Raw genomic sequence first — 18,793 nt, forward strand, 5'->3', positions numbered from 1 at the left:
ACAGCGCCAGGCCACAAGCGCCAGGCCATTGATCGCTTGTAGCTCGTCGCTTGCTGCTATCAGAAATGGATGACGGTACGGATGCTCTTGCCTTCGTGCATCAGCTCGAACGCCTCGTTGATCTCGTCCAGGCCCATGTTGTGGGTGATGAAGGTGTCCAGCGGGATTTCACCCTTCTGCGACTTCTCCACATAGCCCGGCAGCTCGCTGCGGCCCTTGACGCCACCGAAGGCGCTGCCGCGCCAGACACGCCCGGTGACCAGCTGGAACGGACGGGTGCTGATCTCGGCACCGGCCGGTGCCACGCCGATGATGGTCGACTCGCCCCAGCCCTTGTGGCAGCACTCCAGCGCGGCACGCATCAGTTGCACGTTGCCGATGCACTCGAAGCTGTAGTCGACGCCGCCGTCGGTCATTTCGACGATGACGTCCTGGATCGGCTTGCTGTGCTCCTTCGGGTTGACGAAGTCGGTCAGGCCCAGCTCGCGGGCGACCGCTTCCTTGGCCGGGTTGATGTCGATACCGATGATGCGCGAGGCCTTGGCCATCTTGGCGCCGATGATCGCCGCCAGGCCGATGCCGCCGAGACCGAAGATGGCCACGGTAGCGCCCTCTTCCACCTTGGCGGTGTTGAGTACGGCACCGATGCCGGTGGTCACGCCGCAACCGAGCAGGCAGACCTTGTCCAGCGGCGCTTCCTTGGGGATCACGGCAACCGAGACTTCCGGCAACACGGTGTACTCGGAGAAGGTCGAGCAGCCCATGTAGTGATAGATCGGCTCGCCGTTGTAGCTGAAGCGGGTGGTGCCGTCCGGCATCAGGCCCTTGCCCTGGGTAGCACGCACCGAGCTGCACAGGTTGGTCTTCTGCGATTTGCAGAATTTGCACTCGCCGCATTCGGCGGTGTACAGCGGGATCACATGGTCACCGACCTTGACCGAGGTCACGCCCTCACCGACCGCCTCGACGATACCGCCACCCTCGTGCCCCAGCACGCAGGGGAAGACGCCCTCGGAATCCTGGCCAGACAGGGTGTAGGCATCGGTGTGGCAGACGCCGGTGGCGACGATGCGCACCAGCACTTCACCGGCCTTCGGCGGCTCGACATCGATCTCGACGATCTTCAGCGGCTCGTTGGGGCCGAATGCGACGGCAGCGCGGGACTTGATCATGGAAGCTCTCCTGAGCGTGAGTGAACGTGGCGAGCAGTCTAGATCAAGCCAATAAAGAGATAATCAGAGAAATATCAAAACATTATTGCTACACAGGGATAATATGCCGCCTGCTGCTGACAGCTGCTTGCGGATCACCCGCCAGCCGGCACCCGCAGCCCGATGGAGAACACATGAATCGCTGGGAAGGACTCGACGAGTTCGTCGCCGTTGCCGAATGCGGCCAGTTCAGCGCCGCCGCCGAGCGCCTGGGCCTGTCCACCTCGCAGGTCAGTCGCCAGGTGGCGCGCCTGGAAGACCGGCTGCAAAGCCGCCTGTTCTACCGCAGCACCCGGCGCGTGGCGCTGACCGAGGCCGGCCAGCTGTTCCTGCAGCATTGCCAGCGCCTGCAGGATGCTCGCGAGGAGGCCCTGCGCGCGGTTGGCGACCTGGGGGCGGAACCCAAGGGCCTGCTGCGCCTGACCTGCGCCGTCGCCTATGGCGAGCGCTTCATCGTGCCACTGGTGAACGACTTCATGGCCCGCCACCCCCAGCTGCGCGTGGAAATCGAGCTGAGCAACCGCCAGCTCGACCTGCTCCACGAGGGCCTGGACCTGGCCATCCGCCTGGGACGGCTGCAGGACTCGCGCCTGATGGCCGCGCGCCTGGCTCCTCGCGAGATGTACCTGTGCGCGGCGCCGGACTACCTGCAGCGCTATGGACGCCCGCATTCGCTGTCGGAACTGGCGCGGCACAACTGCCTGATCGGCAGCAGCGACCACTGGGGCTTTGCGGAGAACGGCCGAGAAACCCAGGTTCGCGTGCAGGGCAACTGGCGCTGCAACAGCGGTCAGTCGGTACTCGACGCCGCACTACGCGGTTTCGGCCTCTGCCAGCTGCCGGACTACTACGTACTCGAGCACCTGCGCAGCGGGCGCCTGGTGTCGCTGCTGGAGCAGCACCGTCCGCCGAACACCGCGGTGTGGGCCCTCTATCCGCAGCAGCGTCACCTCTCCCCCAAGGTCCGCCAGCTGATCGATACCCTGCGCTCCGGCCTCAGCCAGCGCGCCGAATACCGTGTGCCGAGCTGACGCCACGCTGAACGGTCATGGAATGTCACAAGCCGGCGGGAAACTCGGACGCGGCAACAGCGTCGTAACCAGGAGCCCCGCCGACGGGGCTTCGCCACTCATCAGCATGAGGACATGGTTATGCAGGTTCTGGTCAACAGCGGTAAGCACGTTGCCTCCTCGATGGCCCTGAAGGACGATATTCGCAGTCGCGTGCAGGCCAAGCTGCAACGCTACGAAGACCATCTCACCCGGATCGAACTCCACCTCTCCGACGAAAATGCGCTCAAGAACGGCCCACAGGACAAGCGCTGCAAGGTGGAAGCGCGGATGAAGGGCCGTGACCCGCTGACGGTTTCCCACGATGCGGCCGAGTTGCAGCAGGCCATCGACGGTGCGGTGAACAAGCTGACCCATGCACTGGAACGCAACCTCGGCAAGGATGCCAAGCGCTGGGCTCACTGAGACTCAGCGCGGCTCCGACCACAGGACCTGCAGATACTGCAGGTCTTCCGGGCGGGTCACCTTGAGGTTGTCCGCCCGCCCCTCGACCAGACGCGGCGCCAGTCCGGCCCACTCCATGGCCGACGCCTCATCGGTGATCGCCACCTGCGCCCGCAAGGCCTGCGCCAGTGCCTGGCGCAAGGCGCCGAGGCGAAACATCTGTGGCGTATAGGCTTGCCAGATCACGCTGCGATCGACGGTTTCCTGCACCCGTCCGTCGGCGCCGGCACGCTTGAGGGTATCGCGGGCGGGCACCGCCAGCAGACCACCGACCGGGTCGTCGGCCAGGCTGTCCAGCAGGCGTTGCAGGTCTTCCAGAGCCAGATTGGGACGGGCAGCGTCATGCACCAGCACCCAGTCGTCGTCGGCCGCGCCTTCGTTCTTCAGGGTTTCGAGGCCGGCCAGCACCGAATCGGCGCGCTCACGCCCACCGGCAGCCCGGCGGATGCGCGGATCGCTGGCGACGGCCAGCGCGGGCCAGTACGGATCGTCGGCCGCCAGGCTCACCACCACCCCACGCAGAGCGGGATGATCGAGAAAGCGCTGCAGCGTATGCTCGAGAATGCTGCGACCGGCCACCTGCAGGTACTGCTTGGGACGATCTGCGGCCATGCGCGCGCCGATACCGGCGGCTGGAATCACCAGCCAGAATCTCGCGCTCATTCGGTCAGCAGGTAGAGGGTCTCGCCCTCTTTGAGCATGCCCAGCTCCTGGCGTGCACGCTCTTCGACGGTCTCCATGCCGCGCTTGAGCTCCATCACCTCGGCCTCGAGGATACGGTTGCGCTCCAGCAGGCGCTCGTTCTCGCCGCGCTGCTCGGCAATCTGCTGCTGCAGACGACTGACCTGGGCAAGACTGCCCTCGCCGACCCACAGGCGATACTGCAGACCGGCCAGCAACAGGATCAGCACGATGAACAGCCAGTACGGACTACGCATGGAGCGGCGGCTCGCGAAATGAGTCATCGGCATGGTAGGGGCTGCGTTCATGCTTGAAAAGAAGCGGACTGATGAGTGACATGGGTTTTAAGGTCCTGCATCCGTGCAATGGTTCCCTGATGGCGACGAGGCGCCCACGAAAAAGGGCGACTTGCGTCGCCCTTTTCCAAAGCCAAACGATCTTGCGAGTCAGCGTCCTGCCAGGAAAAACAGGTGCGGAAGCGGAGTTTACTGAAGCCAATGAGCATGAGTCACTCCACTCCCCCTTCGGGCCGCGCTGAGGCGGCTTGCCGAACCTGTTCCTGACGCTGCAGGAGCGACGCGCAACAGGCCGTTGTCAGCCGCGGAACTCGGCGCGGCCGTTGTACGCGGCCTTGCCACCCAGCTGCTCTTCGATGCGCAGCAGCTGGTTGTACTTGGACACGCGATCGGAGCGGCACAGCGAACCGGTCTTGATCTGGCCTGCGGCAGTGCCCACGGCCAGGTCGGCGATGGTGCTGTCTTCGGTTTCGCCGCTGCGGTGCGAGATCACGGCGGTGAAGCCGGCGGCCTTGGCCATCTGGATGGCTTCCAGGGTCTCGGTCAGCGAGCCGATCTGGTTGAACTTGATCAGGATCGAGTTACCGATCTTCTCGTCGATACCACGCTTGAGAATCTTGGTATTGGTGACGAACAGGTCGTCACCGACCAGCTGCACCTTGGCGCCGATCTTGTCGGTCAGCACTTTCCAGCCGGCCCAGTCGGACTCGTCCATGCCGTCTTCGATGGAGATGATCGGGTAGCGCTGGGTCAGACCGGCCAGGTAGTCGGCGAAGCCTGCGGCGTCGAACACCTTGCCTTCACCTTCCAGGTCGTACTTGCCGTCCTTGAAGAATTCGCTGGAGGCGCAGTCCAGGGCCAGGGTCACGTCGTCACCCAGCTTGTAGCCGGCGTTGGCCACGGCTTCGGCGATGGCGGCCAGCGCGTCTTCGTTGGACGCCAGGTTCGGCGCGAAGCCACCCTCGTCGCCCACGGCGGTGTTCAGGCCACGGGCCTTGAGCACGGCCTTGAGGTGATGGAAGATCTCGGCGCCCATGCGCAGGGCATCGGCGAAGTTCTTGGCGCCGACCGGCTGGACCATGAATTCCTGGATGTCGACGTTGTTGTCGGCGTGCTCGCCGCCATTGATGATGTTCATCATCGGCACCGGCATGGAGTAGACGCCCGGCGTACCGTTGAGGTCGGCGATGTGCGCGTACAGCGGCACGCCCTTGGCCTGGGCAGCGGCCTTGGCGGCAGCCAGGGACACGGCGAGGATGGCGTTGGCGCCCAGCGAAGCCTTGTTCTCGGTGCCGTCGAGTTCGATCATCGCACGGTCCAGCGCCTGCTGATCGGTCGCGTCCTTGCCCAGCAGCAGGTCGCGGATCGGGCCGTTGATGTTGGCCACGGCCTTCAGTACGCCCTTGCCCAGGTAGCGGCTCTTGTCACCGTCACGCAGCTCCAGCGCTTCGCGCGAGCCGGTGGAGGCGCCGGAGGGTGCGCAAGCGCTACCGACGATGCCGCCTTCGAGGATGACGTCGGCTTCCACGGTGGGATTGCCACGGGAGTCGAGAACCTCACGACCCTTGATGTCGACGATCTTTGCCATTCTTGTTAACACTCCAATAGTTGACGGTAAGACGGCAGCAGCGGGCTGCGCGAGACCGCCGCTGCCCACGGGCAGGTCGGCGGCACACTCTGACTCACGGGTCAGGGGGATTTTCTGGGGCGGCACTTTACCGGATTGCGACCGGTTCAGGCAGTCTCGATCGGCGGAAAACTCTTCACCAGGTCGTCCAGCTGCTTGAGCTGAGCGAGGAAGGGCTCCAGCTTGCTCAGGCGCAGCGCACAGGGACCGTCGCACTTGGCGTTTTCCGGCTCCGGATGCGCCTCGAGGAACAGACCGGCCAGGCCCTGGCTGATACCGGCCTTGGCCAGGTCGGTGACCTGGGCACGGCGGCCGCCGGCGGAATCGGCACGACCGCCCGGCATCTGCAGGGCATGGGTCACGTCGAAGAACACCGGGTACTCGAACTGCTTCATGATGCCGAAGCCGAGCATGTCCACCACCAGGTTGTTGTAGCCGAAGCTCGAACCACGCTCGCAGAGGATCAGCTGATCGTTACCGGCTTCCTCGCACTTGTGCAGGATGTGCTTCATCTCCTGCGGCGCGAGGAACTGCGCCTTCTTGATATTGATCACCGCGCCGGTCTTGGCCATGGCCACCACCAGGTCGGTCTGCCGGGAAAGGAAGGCCGGCAGCTGGATGATGTCGCACACTTCGGCCACGGCAGCCGCCTGATGCGGCTCGTGAACGTCGGTGATCACCGGCACGCCGAAGGTCTTCTTCACTTCCTCGAAGATCTTCATGCCCTCTTCCAGGCCGGGGCCACGGAAGGAGGTGACGGAGGAGCGGTTGGCCTTGTCGAAGCTGGCCTTGAACACGTAGGGGATACCGAGCTTCTCGGTGACCCGCACATACTCCTCGCACGCCTGCATGGCCAGGTCGCGCGATTCGAGTACGTTGATACCCCCGAACAGCACGAACGGCTTGTCGTTGGCGATCTCGATGTTGCGAACCTTGATGATCTTCTGAGCCATGCCTTAGACCTTCTTCCCTTTCTGTGCCAGCGCGGCGTTGACGAAACCGCTGAACAGCGGGTGGCCGTCACGCGGCGTGGAGGTGAATTCCGGGTGGAACTGGCACGCGACGAACCACGGGTGATCCGGCGCCTCGACCACTTCGACCAGCGCGCCGTCACCGGAACGGCCAGTGACCTTCAGGCCGGCGTCGGTCAGTTGCGGCAGCAGGTTGTTGTTCACCTCGTAGCGGTGACGATGACGCTCGACGATCACGTCCTTGCCGTAGCAATCATGCACCAGCGAACCGGCCTGCAGCTGGCAGTCCTGCGCGCCAAGGCGCATGGTGCCGCCCAGGTCGGAGCTTTCGCTGCGCTGCTCGACGCTGCCTGCGGCGTCCTGCCATTCGGTGATCAGACCCACCACCGGATGCTGGCTGGCCATGTCGAACTCGGTGGAGTTGGCGTCGCTCCAGCCCACCACGTTACGGGCGTACTCGATGACCGCCACCTGCATGCCGAGGCAGATACCCAGGTAGGGAATCTTGTTCTCGCGGGCATACTGCACGGTCTTGATCTTGCCTTCCACGCCACGCAGACCGAAGCCGCCCGGCACCAGGATGGCGTCCACGCCTTCGAGCAGCGCGGTGCCCTGGTTCTCGATATCTTCGGAATCGATATAGCGCAGGTTGACCTTGGTCCGGTTCTGGATGCCGGCGTGGCTCATCGCTTCGATCAGCGATTTGTACGCGTCCAGCAGCTCCATGTACTTGCCGACCATGGCGATGGTGACTTCTTTTTCCGGGTTGAGCTTGGCATCGACCACACGGTCCCACTCGGAGAGGTCGGCAGTGCCGCACTCCAGACCGAAACGCTCGACGACGAAGTCATCCAGACCCTGCGCGTGCAGCACGCCCGGGATCTTGTAGATGGTGTCGACGTCTTCCAGGCTGATCACCGCACGCTCTTCGACGTTGGTGAACAGGGCGATCTTGCGCCGCGAGGACACATCGATCGGGTGATCGGAGCGGCATACCAGCACGTCGGGCTGCAGGCCGATGGAACGCAGTTCCTTGACCGAATGCTGGGTCGGCTTGGTCTTGGTCTCGCCGGCGGTGGCGATGTACGGCACCAGGGTCAGGTGCATGAGCATCGCGCGCTTGGCGCCGACTTCGACGCGCAGCTGACGGATCGCCTCGAGGAACGGCTGCGACTCGATGTCACCCACGGTGCCACCGATCTCCACCAGGGCCACGTCGGCATCGCCGGCGCCCTTGATGATGCGGCGCTTGATCTCGTCGGTGATGTGCGGGATGACCTGGATGGTCGCACCCAGGTAGTCACCACGGCGCTCCTTGCGCAGTACGTCTTCGTACACGCGGCCGGTGGTGAAGTTGTTGTTCTGGGTCATGGTGGTGCGGATGAACCGCTCGTAGTGGCCCAGGTCGAGGTCGGTCTCGGCGCCGTCCTGCGTGACGAACACCTCACCGTGCTGGAACGGGCTCATGGTGCCCGGATCGACGTTGATGTAGGGGTCCAGCTTGAGCATGGTGACCTTCAGGCCCCGCGCCTCCAGGATGGCCGCCAGTGAAGCCGAGGCAATGCCTTTCCCCAATGAAGAAACAACACCACCCGTGACGAAGATGTAGCGCGTCATGAAAAACCCTAGAAGTCTGCGTTTAAGCGGTCAGTGCCGCCGGGGAAAGCGAAGGAGCGCCATTACTCGCAACAAACAATGGCAAGCCCGCCAAGCTCCCTGGGGGAGTCGGCAAAAGCTGTATTAAGACGGGAGCGTAGTCTACCCGAAACGCCTTACCAGCTCAAACCTTGCGCGCCGATCGGCGGCGACCAGTGAAGACGCACGCCGCACGCCTGTAACGACGCTGATTGCGCCAGATTTGCCACGGCCATCAGCTCGTCGCCATCGAACAACAATGGCAGTCGCGGACGCACGAACGCCGGCACACGCCACTCGTTGAGCAGGCGCTTGAGGTCGCGCCTGCCACGCTCCGGCAGGTGCAGCGATTCGCCGCCCAGGCGGTAGCGCAGGTGCCAGCGCCCCGCAGGCAACTCCCCCCGTATCTGCACCTGGCCGTTGCCAGGCAGCTCGGATGTGCCCTGCACGCGCGCAACGGCAGGATCGGGCAGCACGGGCGGCGCCAGCCAGTCAGCGCTGAGCCAGTACAGACGGCCATCCGCGCGGTGCAGCTCGCCATCCGCCAGCTTCCAGACGGGCGACGCATCCCCGGCCGCTTCGCGCAGGTCCCGCCAACCGGCCCAGTGATCGCTGTCGGGCATGCGACTCAACGGCGCCAGCCAATGACGCAGCAGATTGCGCTGCCGCGCATCGCTCAGTTGCGTTACCAGCGACAGCTCGAGTGACGGCAGCGCCAGCCAGGGAAAGAGCGGTTCGCCCTGCGCAGCCCGCAGATCCATGCGGGCCAGCTCGCCCAACAGCTGCTCGGCCTCGCTCAGGTGCGCCGCGCTGCGCGCGAGAGCGACGCTAGCCTGGGGCCAGCGCTCGGCCAGCAACGGCATCACCCGCTGGCGCAGGAAGTTGCGGCTGAATCGTGTGTCGGCGTTGCTCGGGTCTTCGATCCAGCTCAGCCCGTGCGCCTCGGCGTAGCCCTGCAGTTCGGCCCGCGAGCAATCGAGCAGCGGCCGCAGCAGCGTCCCCCGCCCCAGCGGGCGCTGCTCTGGCATCGCAGCCAGGCCTCGCACACCGGCGCCGCGCAGCAGGCGAAACAGCAGCGTCTCCGCCTGGTCATCACGGTGCTGGGCGCTGAACAGCACCGCATCCGGCTGCAGATGCTCGGCAAAGGCCGCGTAGCGCGCCTGCCGCGCCGCCTGCTCGACACTGGCCTGCGCCGCCACCTGCACGGCAACCACCTGCAAAGGGATGCCCAGCGCTGCGCAGAACTGCCGACAATGCTCAGGCCAGGCCGCAGCGACCGGTTGCAGGCCGTGCTGCACATGAATGGCCGAGAGCGCTGGCACAGCCTCCCGCCGAGCCAACTCAGCGAGCAGATGCAGCAGCACACTGGAATCCAGGCCGCCAGAGAAGGCAACGCACCAGGCCGAGGCGGTGCGCCAGGGCGCCAGTGCCTGGCGCAGGCGATTATCGAGAGCAGTCATCGACGCAGCTTAAAACAACAACGGGCCCGAAGGCCCGTTGTGATTTGCACAGGATGGATCAGGCGATGCCGTAGCTCATCAGGCGGTCATAACGACGCTTGAGCAGCGCCTCGGTGTCGTGCTCCTGCAGGCTGGCCAGTTGCTTGGTCAGTTCCTGGCGGATCGACTCGGAGGCGGCGGCAGGATCACGATGCGCGCCACCCAGCGGCTCAGCGATGACCTGGTCGACGATGCCCAGGTCCTTCAGGCGCTCGGCGGTGATGCCCATGGCTTCGGCAGCGTCCGGCGCCTTCTCGGCCGTGCGCCAGAGAATGGAGGCGCAACCTTCCGGCGAGATCACCGAGTAGGTGGAGTACTGCAGCATGTTCAGCTGATCGCAGACGCCGATGGCCAGTGCGCCGCCGGAGCCACCCTCACCGATCACGGTGGCGATGATCGGGGTCTTCAGGCGCGCCATGACGCGCAGGTTCCAGGCGATCGCCTCGCTCTGCCCACGCTCCTCGGCGTCGATGCCCGGGTAGGCACCGGGGGTGTCGATGAAGGTCAGGATCGGCATCTTGAAGCGCTCGGCCATTTCCATCAGGCGGCAGGCCTTGCGGTAGCCTTCCGGGCGCGGCATGCCGAAGTTGCGGCGCACCTTCTCGCGCACTTCACGGCCTTTCTGGTGGCCGATGATCATCACCGGCTGGTCACCCAGACGCGCCACACCACCGACGATGGCGGCATCGTCGGAGAAGTGACGATCGCCGTGCAGCTCGTCGAACTCGGTGAAGATGTGCTGGATGTAGTCCAGGGTGTAGGGGCGGCGCGGATGACGGGCGAGCTGGGCGATCTGCCAGCTGCTCAGGTTGCCGAAGATGCTTTCGGTCAGGGCGCTGCTCTTGTCCTGCAGTCGGGCAATCTCGTCGCCGATGTTCAGCGAGTTGTCATTACCGACCAGGCGGAGCTCTTCGATCTTGGCTTGCAGGTCGGCGATCGGCTGTTCGAAGTCGAGGAAATTCGGGTTCATAGTCATCCGTCTTGCGTCGACGGCCAAGTGGCCGGGGAGCTGTATCCATTAGGCGCCCTACCTTAAGGGATAGGACGCAGCGGGTCGACACCCGCAGGTGCCTTTGCCGATGCCAGGGGGAATTTCCCCTCTCGCAATCAGCGGTAGTGCAAAAAGACGTTGTCGCGCCCGAACTGGTCACGCAATGCCTGAATCAAAGTGTCAGCCGGGTCGATTCGCCAGGCGTCGCCGAACTGAAGCAAGGCGCGTGCCTCTTCACCACTGTAGTCCAGCGTGACCGGGCAGGCGCCCTTGTGCTTGCTGCACAGTTCCGCCAGCCAGCGCAGGCGATCGCCCTTCAACGCGGCGCTGGCGACCTTCAGGCGCAGGCTGTCGGCCAGGCCGGTGCGCGCCTCCTCCAGGCTCATCACGCGCTTGGCGCGCAGGCGCAGGCCACCGGAGAAATCGTCGTTGCTGACCTCCCCCTCGACCACCACCAGTGCATCGTTCTGCAGCAGCGCCTGGTTGCTGGCGAAGGCATCGGCGAACAGCGAGGCCTCGATGCGCCCGGAGCGGTCGTCGAGGGTGATGAAGCCCATCTTGTCGCCCTTCTTGTTCTTCATCACCCGCAGGTTGACGATCATCCCGGCGATGGTCTGGGTATCACGGGCCGGCTTCAGCTCGACGATGCGCTGACGGGCGAAGCGGCGAATCTCGCCCTCGTACTCATCGATGGGGTGACCGGACAGGTAGATGCCCAGGGTGTCCTTCTCACCCTTGAGGCGCTCCTTGATCGGCAGCTCGCGCGCCTTGCGGTGGTTGGCGTACATGTCCGCCTCGGGCTCGCCGAATAGGCCGCCGAACAGGTCCATGTGACCGCTCTCGGCGCTGCGTGCGGTCTGCTCGGCCGACTGCACCGCCTCCTCCATGGAGGCCAGCAGCACGGCGCGGTTCTTGTCGACGCTGGCCTGGTAGGCCTTGAGTTCGTCCTGGTAGTAAGGGCCGAGACGATCCAGGGCGCCACTGCGGATCAGCGCCTCCAGGGTGCGCTTGTTGATGCGCTTGAGGTCGACGCGATTGCAGAAGTCGAACAGGTCCTTGAACGGCCCGCCTTCGCTGCGGCATTCGACGATGGCCTCCACCGGCCCCTCGCCGACGCCCTTGACCGCACCCAGGCCATAGACGATGCGACCGTCGTCGTTGACGGTGAACTTGAACTCGGAGACGTTCACATCCGGCGGGTCGATGCGCAACTTCATGTTGCGGCACTCTTCCACCAGGATCACCACCTTGTCGGTGTTGTGCATATCCGCCGAGAGCACCGCCGCCATGAACGGCGCCGGGTAGTGCGCCTTGAGCCAGGCGGTCTGGTAGGACACCAGGCCATAGGCTGCGGAGTGCGACTTGTTGAAGCCGTAACCGGCGAACTTTTCCACCAGGTCGAAGATGTTACCGGCCAGTTCCGCATCGATGTTGTTGTTGGCACAACCTTCGATGAAGCCGCCGCGCTGCTTGGCCATCTCCTCGGGCTTCTTCTTGCCCATGGCACGGCGCAGCATGTCCGCCTGACCCAGGGTATAGCCACCCATGACCTGGGCGATCTGCATCACCTGTTCCTGGTACAGGATGATACCGTAGGTCGGCTTGAGCACCGGCTCCAGGCCTGCGTACTGGTAGTCGGGGTGCGGATAGGACAGCTCGGCACGGCCATGCTTGCGGTTGATGAAGTCGTCCACCATGCCGGACTGCAGCGGCCCCGGGCGGAACAGCGCCACCAGTGCGATCATGTCTTCCAGGCAGTCGGGCTTGAGCTTCTTGATCAGCTCCTTCATGCCGCGCGATTCGAGCTGGAAGACCGCGGTGGTCTCCGCCTTCTGCAGCATGTCGTAGGTTTTCTTGTCGTCCAGCGGGATGAAGTCGATGTTGACCAGTTCCTCGTCGGAGGCACCGTCGCGCTTCTGCACGCGATGGATGGTTTCCATCGCCCACTTGATGATGGTCAGGGTACGCAGGCCGAGGAAGTCGAACTTGACCAGGCCGGCCTGCTCGACGTCGTCCTTGTCGAACTGGGTCACCAGGCCGCCGCCCTCCTCGTCACAGGCGATCGGCGAGAAGTCGGTGAGCTTGGTCGGCGCGATGACCACCCCCCCGGCGTGCTTGCCGGTACCACGCACCACACCCTCGAGTTTGAGCGACATGTCCCAGATTTCCTGGGCTTCCTCGTCGTTCTTGAGGAAGTCGCGTAGCGGCTCCTCCATCTCGTAGGCCTTCTCCAGGGTCATGCCCACTTCGAAGGGGATCATCTTCGACAGACGATCGGCCAGGCCGTAGGACTTGCCCTGAGCGCGCGCGACGTCGCGCACCACCGCCTTGGCCGCCATGGAACCGAAGGTGATGATCTGGCTCACCGCGTTGCGCCCGTACTTCTCGGCCACGTAGTCGATCACCCGGTCACGGCCATCCATGCAGAAGTCGACGTCGAAGTCGGGCATGGAGATCCGCTCGGGGTTGAGGAAACGTTCGAACAGCAGGTCATAGGCCAGCGGGTCGAGGTCGGTGATCTTCAGCACGTATGCGACCAGGGAGCCCGCACCCGAACCACGGCCCGGACCGACCGGCACGCCGTTGTTCTTCGCCCACTGGATGAAGTCCATCACGATGAGGAAGTAACCGGGGAAACCCATCTGGATGATGATGTCGAGCTCGAAGTTGAGGCGGTCGATGTAGACCTGCTTCTTCGCCTCGTAGTCCGGCGTGTCCTTGGGCAGCAGCACCTCGAGGCGCTCTTCCAGGCCCTCGAAGGACGCATGCCGCAGGTAGTCGTCGATGCCCATGCCGCCCGGCGTGGGGAAGTCCGGCAGGAAGTACTTGCCGAGCTGTACCTCGATGTTGCAGCGCTTGGCGATCTCGACGGTGTTTTCCAGCGCCTCGGGCAAGTCGGAGAACAGCTCCCACATTTCAGCCGGGCTCTTCAGGTACTGCTGGTCGGAGTAGTGCCGTGGCCGGCGCGGATCGTCCAGGGTGCGGCCTTCGCCAATGCAGACGCGGGTTTCGTGGGCCTCGAAGTCGTCCTGCTTGATGAAACGCACGTCGTTGGTGGCCACCAGCGGCGCCTCGACACGATCGGCCAGCGCCACCGCCGCGTGCAGGTACTCTTCGTCACCGACACGGCTGGTGCGCTGCACTTCCAGGTAGAAGCGCTCCGGGAACACCTGCATCCACTCGCGCAGGCGCGCCTCGGCCTGGGCCTCGTCACCAGCCAGCAAGGCCATGCCGACTTCGCCCTCGCGCGCGCCGGACAGGGCGATGAGCCCATCGGCAGAGGCCTTGACCCAGTCGCGCTGGATGATCACCAGGTCGTTGCTCTGCCCTTCGGACCAGCCCCGCGAGATCAGCTCGGTTAGATTGCGATAGCCTTTGGCGTTCATCGCCAGCAGGGTCAGGCGGCTCAGCGGGCCATCTTCCTCGGCGCTGGCCATCCAGATGTCGGCGCCGCAGATCGGCTTGACCCCAGCGCCCATGGCGGTCTTGTAGAACTTCACCAGCGAGCACATGTTGCTCATGTCGGTGACTGCCACTGCCGGCATACCGCTCCCGGCAACGGCTTTGATCAGCGGTTTGACCCGCACCAGGCCATCGACCAGGGAATATTCGGTGTGCAGACGCAGATGGACGAAAGCTTGGGTCATGGGCGGCCTTGCAGGTGAAAACGACAAAGCGCGGATTGTAGCAGCAAGAGTGCGCTGCAAGTTGCAAGCTACAAGCTCGTCGCCCATGCCCCGGATTGCATCCGGGCTACGCTGCCTTTGCTCTTAACCTGGAGCCTGAAGCTGGCCGCTTGCAGCTGCCTCTCTCACCGGAGCGAAGGAGCGCCGGTGGATGGGCGTCGGCCCCAGGCGCTTGAGCGCCTCGAGATGCACCGGCGTGGGATAGCCCTTGTGCCCGGCGATGCCATAGCCGGGGTAGAGACGATCCATCTCGAGCATCTCGCGATCACGGCTGACCTTGGCCAGGATCGAGGCAGCGGCGATCGCCGGCACCCGACTGTCCCCCTTGACCACCGGGGCGCTGGGCACGGCCAGTTTCGGGCAGCGATTGCCATCGATCAGCGCCAGCTTCGGCGTCACCGCCAAGCCTTCCACGGCACGCTGCATGGCCAGCATGGTGGCATGCAGGATATTCAGGCGGTCGATCTCTTCCACCTCGGCACGGGCGATGCACCAGGCCAGGGCCTTCTCGCGGATCTCGTCGAACAGTGCCTCGCGGCGGGCCTCGGTGAGCTTCTTCGAATCGTTCAGGCCCAGGATCGGACGAGCCGGATCGAGAATCACCGCCGCCGTCACCACCGCGCCGCAGAGCGGGCCACGGCCAACTTCATCGACGCCGGCGACCAGTTCCTCGACCAGGGTAAAGTCCAGGCCCAGCTGCATCAGCCGCGCCCTGCCAGCTTGAGCACGGCATCGGCTGCCGACACCGAAGCATCGCGCCGCAGTGCACGGTGGATCACATCGAACCCCTCGGTCTGCACCTGACCGCCATCGATCAATGGCGCCACGGTCTGCGCCAACGCCTCGGCGGTCGCCGCATCCTGGATCAGCTCCGGCACCAGCAGACGCTCGGCCAGCAGGTTGGGCAGCGAGATATAGGGGCTTTTCACCAGGCGCTTGAGAATGCGATAGGTCATCGGCGCCACACGATAGGCCACCACCATCGGCCGCTTGTACAGCAGGGCCTCCAGGGTTGCCGTGCCGGAAGCGATCAGCACCGCGTCGCAGGCGGCCAGCACCTCGTGCGAGCGACCATCGAGCAGGGTCAGCGGCAGGTCGCGCCCGGCCAGCATCTGCTCGAGCTGCTCACGGCGCTCCGGGGTGGCGCATGGCAGCAGAAAACGGATGCCAGGGCGCAGCGCACGCAGACGAATCGCCGCGTCGAGAAAGAGTTCGCCAAGACGCGCCACTTCGCCGCCCCGACTGCCTGGCATCAGCGCGACGACGGCCTCGTCATGCGGCAGATCCAGCGCGTCGCGTGCCGCTGCGCGGTCGGCGTGCTGCGGTATGGCATCGGCCAGGGGGTGACCGACGAAGCGCACCGGCACCTGATGCGCATCGTAGAACTGCGCCTCGAACGGAAACAGGGTCAGCATCAGATCGCAGGCTTCACGGATCTTCAACACGCGCTTCTGCCGCCAGGCCCACACCGACGGGCTGACGTAGTGCACGGTCCTGATCCCGGCACGGCGCAGCTTGAGCTCCAGGCCCAGGTTGAAATCCGGCGCATCGATGCCGATGAACACGTCGGGCTGCGCCGCGATGAGGTCGCGTGCCAGCTGGCGTCGACGCCCCAGCAGCTCGAACAGGCGACCGAGCACCTCGACCAGCCCCATCACGGCCAGGCGTTCCATCGGGAAATAGGATGTCAGGCCCTCGGCTTCCATGCGCGCACCGCCCACGCCGATGAACTCGACGTCCGGATGGCGCAACTTGATGGCCTGCATCAGGCCCGCTCCGAGAATATCGCCGGACGCCTCACCGGCGACCAGTGCGACGCGAAGAGGTCTAGTCATGGGATTCAGCGAGTGATGCCGCGTGTGGACGCCTGAATGGAGTCGCGGAATATCGCGACTTCCGGGAACTGGGCTGCGGACTCGGCCAACTCGGCGAGCGCCTGCTCGACGGTCAGGCCCTGGCGGTAGACCAGCTTGTAACCCTTGCGCAGCGCGGAGATGGCTTCGGCGGAGAAACCACGACGGCGCATGCCTTCGAAATTCATGCTGCGCGCTTCGGCCGGGTTGCCGAATACGGTGACGAACGCCGGCACGTCCTTGCCGATGGCGGTACCCATGCCGGAAAAGCTGTGCGCGCCAATGCGGCAGAACTGATGCACCAGGGTGTAACCGGACAGAATCGCCCAGTCGTCGACCCATACATGCCCCGCCAGCGCGGTGTTGTTGACCAGGATGCAGTGATTGCCGATGACGCTGTCATGACCGATATGGGCATAGGCCATGATCAGGTTATGGTCACCGATGGTGGTTTCGCTGCGGTCCTGCACGGTGCCACGGTGAATGGTGACGCCTTCGCGAATCACGTTGTGATCACCGATCACCAGGCGCGTGGGCTCGCCCTTGTACTTCAGATCGGGGGTATCTTCGCCAACCGAGGAAAACTGGTAGATGCGGTTGTGCTTGCCAATCACGGTCGGTCCCTTGAGCACCACGTGCGGACCGATCACGCTCCCCTCGCCGATTTCCACATCGGGCCCGACAATGCTCCAGGGGCCGACGACGACGTCGTCGGCCAACCTGGCACTGGGGTCGATGATCGCGCGAGGGTCAATCGAACTCATAGCTTGCGTTCCGCACAGATGATTTCAGCGGAGCAGACTTCCTTGCCATCGACAGTGGCGCGGCACTCGAATTTCCAGATGCTGCGACGGTCGCTCAGGTACTTGGCTTCCAGTACCAGCTGATCGCCCGGCGTGACGGGAGAGCGGAAACGCAGCTTGTCGGAGCCGACGAAGTAGTACAGGGTGCCATCGGCCGGTTTCACGCCCATCATCTTGAAGCCGAGAATCCCGGCAGCCTGGGCCATGGCCTCGATGATCAGCACGCCCGGCATGATCGGATGCTCGGGGAAGTGGCCATTGAAGAACGGCTCATTGATGCTGACATTCTTGTAGGCGCGAACAGTCTTGCCTTCGACGTCCAGGTCCACCACACGATCCACCAGCAGGAAAGGATAGCGGTGCGGCAAATATTCACGAATTTCGTTGATGTCCATCATGTCCGGTTAAGCCTGTAAGAAAAGAAAAGAGCACGGCAGCACGCCATGCTCAGGCATCAGATGAGACATTCGCCGTCTGGGTCACGGCGGCCAGCTGCTTTTCCAGCTCTCGCAGACGCTTGGCCATCTCGTCCAACTGACGAATGCGTGCCGCACTCTTCTTCCACTCGCCTGCCGGTTGCATGGCGGTTCCGGAAGAATAGGCACCCGCTTCGGTGATCGAACGCGTCACCATGGTCATACCGGTGACGAACACGTTGTCGCACACCTCGATATGACCCACCATGCCGACACCACCCGCGATCATGCAGTTGCGGCCGATCTTGGTGCTGCCGGAAATCCCGCAACAGCCCGCCATCGCGGTGTTGTCGCCGATCTGCACGTTGTGCGCGATCATGATCTGGTTATCCAGCTTCACGCCGTTGCCGATCAGGGTGTCGGACAGCGCGCCACGGTCCACGGTGGTGTTGGCGCCGATCTCGACGTCATCGCCGATGGTCACCCCACCGATCTGCGCGATCTTCTGCCACACGCCCTTCTCGTTGGCGAAACCGAATCCTTCGCCACCGATCACCGCCCCGGACTGAATCACCACGCGCTTGCCGATCCGCACGTCGTGGTACAGCGTCACGCGCGGTGCCAGCCAGCCGCCGTCACCGATCACGCTGCGCGCACCGACCACGCAATGCGCGCCGATGCTGACGTCCGCGCCGATACGCGCGCCACTTTCGATCACGGCAAAGGCCCCGATACTGGCACTCGGATCGACCTGCGCATCCGCTGCAACCTGGGCAGTGGCATGCACGCCGGCCGCTGCCACGGGCTTGCGATCGAACAGATGGGACAGCTGGGCGTAGGCGAGATAGGGGTTGGCGACGATCAGCGCATCACCCGTGTAGCCTTCCGCATCGGCAGCCGTCAGCAGCACCGCACCGGCCTGGCTCTCGGCCAGGAACTTGCGGTACTGGGCGTTGGCCAGGAAGCTCAACTGTTCGGGCCCGGCCTCCTGCAAGGTGGCCAGGCCCGAGATGACCTTGCCTTCGGCGCCACGCAGGGTGGCGCCCAGGCGCTCGGCCAACTGGCCGAGGGTAACTGTCACGGCCATGCTCAACGCATCTGATTCATGCGCTCGATGACCTGGCGAGTGATGTCGTACTGAGGTTTGACATCGATCACCGCACCGCGCTCGAGAACCAGGTCGAAGTTGCCGTTCTTGATGACTTCTTCGACCGCCTTGTCCAGGTTCGGCTTGAGCTTGGCCAGCATCTCGCGGTCAGCGATGGCCTTGGCTTCGTTCAGTTCCTTGGACTGGAACTGGAAATCACGGGCCTTCTGCTTGAACTCGAGCTCGAGACGCTCGCGCTCGGCCTGCTGCATCTTCTCGCCTTCCTTGACCATGCGGTCCTGGATGCGCTTGGCGTCGCTTTCCAGGGTCTTGAGCTTGTTCAACTGCGGGCCGAATTTCTTCTCGGCATCGACGGCATAACGCTTGGCCGCATCCGACTCGAGCAGCGCCATCTGATAGTTCAGTACGGCCACCTTCATTTCAGCGAACGCCGGAGTGGCGATCAGGGCGGCGGTGAACAGAACCAGTTGAGTCAACTTACGCACAATGCACTCCTGCAACA

Annotated in this window: 18 protein-coding genes; 2 read left to right on the top strand and 16 right to left on the bottom strand. The window is 64.2% G+C overall.

Annotated features, from left to right (window positions below):
- Positions 1-59: 59 nt before the first annotated feature.
- Entirely contained in the window at positions 60-1,172 is a 1,113-nt protein-coding gene (locus FIV02_RS16360) for an S-(hydroxymethyl)glutathione dehydrogenase/class III alcohol dehydrogenase (protein WP_037053808.1), read from the bottom strand.
- A 173-nt stretch (positions 1,173-1,345) separates the two neighbouring features.
- On the opposite strand from FIV02_RS16360, the gene FIV02_RS16365 reads away from it, so the two are divergent.
- Both FIV02_RS16365 and FIV02_RS16370 read left to right on the top strand, forming a co-directional pair.
- Positions 1,346-2,242 (top strand): LysR substrate-binding domain-containing protein, encoded by an 897-nt coding sequence (locus tag FIV02_RS16365; RefSeq protein WP_152489207.1) that lies wholly within the window; start codon positions 1,346-1,348, stop codon positions 2,240-2,242.
- A gap of 120 nt (positions 2,243-2,362) precedes the next feature.
- Positions 2,363-2,686 carry an HPF/RaiA family ribosome-associated protein gene (locus FIV02_RS16370; RefSeq protein ID WP_037053803.1) on the top strand — a complete coding sequence of 108 codons (324 nt, stop codon included), beginning with the start codon at positions 2,363-2,365 and terminating at the stop codon, positions 2,684-2,686.
- Positions 2,687-2,689: 3 nt separating this feature from the next.
- Here the strand turns inward: FIV02_RS16370 and ispD are convergent, their stop codons facing one another.
- The 15 genes from ispD to FIV02_RS16445 form a co-directional block, all read right to left on the bottom strand.
- A complete protein-coding gene (gene ispD, locus FIV02_RS16375) occupies positions 2,690-3,388 on the bottom strand; it encodes a 2-C-methyl-D-erythritol 4-phosphate cytidylyltransferase (protein WP_152489208.1) in 699 nt (232 codons plus the stop codon).
- The gene (locus tag FIV02_RS16380) at positions 3,385-3,663 is read right to left on the bottom strand and encodes a septum formation initiator family protein (RefSeq protein ID WP_037053844.1); all 279 of its coding nucleotides are present in this window, start codon (positions 3,661-3,663) and stop codon (positions 3,385-3,387) included. The genes ispD and FIV02_RS16380 overlap by 4 nt, the downstream gene beginning before the upstream one ends.
- Before the next feature lie 47 nt (positions 3,664-3,710).
- Positions 3,711-3,911, bottom strand: a complete 201-nt coding sequence (locus FIV02_RS16385; protein WP_134677477.1) for a hypothetical protein — start codon at positions 3,909-3,911, stop codon at positions 3,711-3,713.
- Between the two features lie 89 nt (positions 3,912-4,000).
- Positions 4,001-5,290, bottom strand: coding sequence for a phosphopyruvate hydratase (gene eno, locus FIV02_RS16390; RefSeq protein WP_134677476.1), 1,290 nt, complete (start codon positions 5,288-5,290; stop codon positions 4,001-4,003).
- A 146-nt stretch (positions 5,291-5,436) separates the two neighbouring features.
- Positions 5,437-6,282 (bottom strand): 3-deoxy-8-phosphooctulonate synthase, encoded by an 846-nt coding sequence (gene kdsA, locus FIV02_RS16395; RefSeq protein ID WP_152489209.1) that lies wholly within the window; start codon positions 6,280-6,282, stop codon positions 5,437-5,439.
- Positions 6,283-6,285: 3 nt separating this feature from the next.
- On the bottom strand, positions 6,286-7,917 hold the full coding sequence (locus tag FIV02_RS16400; RefSeq protein ID WP_152489210.1) for a CTP synthase: 1,632 nt from the start codon (positions 7,915-7,917) through the stop codon (positions 6,286-6,288).
- Between the two features lie 155 nt (positions 7,918-8,072).
- Complete coding sequence (tilS, locus tag FIV02_RS16405; protein ID WP_152489211.1) at positions 8,073-9,395, bottom strand: tRNA lysidine(34) synthetase TilS; 1,323 nt, start codon at positions 9,393-9,395, stop codon at positions 8,073-8,075.
- A gap of 58 nt (positions 9,396-9,453) precedes the next feature.
- Positions 9,454-10,404: an acetyl-CoA carboxylase carboxyltransferase subunit alpha gene (locus tag FIV02_RS16410; RefSeq protein ID WP_037053788.1), complete on the bottom strand. Its 951-nt coding sequence runs from the start codon at positions 10,402-10,404 to the stop codon at positions 9,454-9,456.
- A gap of 137 nt (positions 10,405-10,541) precedes the next feature.
- The gene (dnaE, locus tag FIV02_RS16415; RefSeq protein WP_152489212.1) at positions 10,542-14,072 is read right to left on the bottom strand and encodes a DNA polymerase III subunit alpha; all 3,531 of its coding nucleotides are present in this window, start codon (positions 14,070-14,072) and stop codon (positions 10,542-10,544) included.
- Between the two features lie 123 nt (positions 14,073-14,195).
- On the bottom strand, positions 14,196-14,813 hold the full coding sequence (rnhB, locus tag FIV02_RS16420) for a ribonuclease HII (protein ID WP_037053784.1): 618 nt from the start codon (positions 14,811-14,813) through the stop codon (positions 14,196-14,198).
- Complete coding sequence (gene lpxB, locus FIV02_RS16425; RefSeq protein WP_037053782.1) at positions 14,813-15,946, bottom strand: lipid-A-disaccharide synthase; 1,134 nt, start codon at positions 15,944-15,946, stop codon at positions 14,813-14,815. Before lpxB ends, rnhB begins: the two co-directional genes overlap by 1 nt.
- Before the next feature lie 5 nt (positions 15,947-15,951).
- Positions 15,952-16,728 (bottom strand): acyl-ACP--UDP-N-acetylglucosamine O-acyltransferase, encoded by a 777-nt coding sequence (gene lpxA / locus FIV02_RS16430; protein WP_134677471.1) that lies wholly within the window; start codon positions 16,726-16,728, stop codon positions 15,952-15,954.
- Positions 16,725-17,165, bottom strand: coding sequence for a 3-hydroxyacyl-ACP dehydratase FabZ (gene fabZ, locus FIV02_RS16435; protein WP_017363778.1), 441 nt, complete (start codon positions 17,163-17,165; stop codon positions 16,725-16,727). The genes lpxA and fabZ overlap by 4 nt, the downstream gene beginning before the upstream one ends.
- Positions 17,166-17,214: 49 nt before the next feature.
- Complete coding sequence (lpxD, locus tag FIV02_RS16440) at positions 17,215-18,276, bottom strand: UDP-3-O-(3-hydroxymyristoyl)glucosamine N-acyltransferase (protein WP_152489213.1); 1,062 nt, start codon at positions 18,274-18,276, stop codon at positions 17,215-17,217.
- The gene (locus FIV02_RS16445; RefSeq protein WP_047589055.1) at positions 18,273-18,776 is read right to left on the bottom strand and encodes an OmpH family outer membrane protein; all 504 of its coding nucleotides are present in this window, start codon (positions 18,774-18,776) and stop codon (positions 18,273-18,275) included. The genes lpxD and FIV02_RS16445 overlap by 4 nt, the downstream gene beginning before the upstream one ends.
- Positions 18,777-18,793 lie beyond the last annotated feature (17 nt).

Source organism: Pseudomonas sp. THAF187a (assembly GCF_009363395.1).
In the GTDB taxonomy this organism is placed as follows: Bacteria; Pseudomonadota; Gammaproteobacteria; order Pseudomonadales; family Pseudomonadaceae; genus Aquipseudomonas; species Aquipseudomonas khazarica.

Excerpts from the sequence above, each read along its gene's own strand:
- eno (WP_134677476.1), bottom strand. The coding sequence starts at position 5,290 with ATGGCAAAGATCGTCGACATCAAGGGTCGTGAGGTTCTCGACTCCCGT.
- kdsA (WP_152489209.1), bottom strand. The coding sequence starts at position 6,282 with ATGGCTCAGAAGATCATCAAGGTTCGCAACATCGAGATCGCCAACGAC.
- rnhB (WP_037053784.1), bottom strand. The coding sequence starts at position 14,813 with ATGCAGCTGGGCCTGGACTTTACCCTGGTCGAGGAACTGGTCGCCGGC.
- lpxB (WP_037053782.1), bottom strand. The coding sequence starts at position 15,946 with ATGACTAGACCTCTTCGCGTCGCACTGGTCGCCGGTGAGGCGTCCGGC.
- dnaE (WP_152489212.1), bottom strand. The coding sequence starts at position 14,072 with ATGACCCAAGCTTTCGTCCATCTGCGTCTGCACACCGAATATTCCCTG.
- FIV02_RS16365 (WP_152489207.1), top strand. The coding sequence starts at position 1,346 with ATGAATCGCTGGGAAGGACTCGACGAGTTCGTCGCCGTTGCCGAATGC.
- FIV02_RS16360 (WP_037053808.1), bottom strand. The coding sequence starts at position 1,172 with ATGATCAAGTCCCGCGCTGCCGTCGCATTCGGCCCCAACGAGCCGCTG.
- FIV02_RS16370 (WP_037053803.1), top strand. The coding sequence starts at position 2,363 with ATGCAGGTTCTGGTCAACAGCGGTAAGCACGTTGCCTCCTCGATGGCC.
- FIV02_RS16410 (WP_037053788.1), bottom strand. The coding sequence starts at position 10,404 with ATGAACCCGAATTTCCTCGACTTCGAACAGCCGATCGCCGACCTGCAA.
- FIV02_RS16380 (WP_037053844.1), bottom strand. The coding sequence starts at position 3,663 with ATGCGTAGTCCGTACTGGCTGTTCATCGTGCTGATCCTGTTGCTGGCC.
- fabZ (WP_017363778.1), bottom strand. The coding sequence starts at position 17,165 with ATGATGGACATCAACGAAATTCGTGAATATTTGCCGCACCGCTATCCT.
- tilS (WP_152489211.1), bottom strand. The coding sequence starts at position 9,395 with ATGACTGCTCTCGATAATCGCCTGCGCCAGGCACTGGCGCCCTGGCGC.
- lpxA (WP_134677471.1), bottom strand. The coding sequence starts at position 16,728 with ATGAGTTCGATTGACCCTCGCGCGATCATCGACCCCAGTGCCAGGTTG.
- FIV02_RS16400 (WP_152489210.1), bottom strand. The coding sequence starts at position 7,917 with ATGACGCGCTACATCTTCGTCACGGGTGGTGTTGTTTCTTCATTGGGG.
- FIV02_RS16385 (WP_134677477.1), bottom strand. The coding sequence starts at position 3,911 with ATGCTCATTGGCTTCAGTAAACTCCGCTTCCGCACCTGTTTTTCCTGG.
- ispD (WP_152489208.1), bottom strand. The coding sequence starts at position 3,388 with ATGAGCGCGAGATTCTGGCTGGTGATTCCAGCCGCCGGTATCGGCGCG.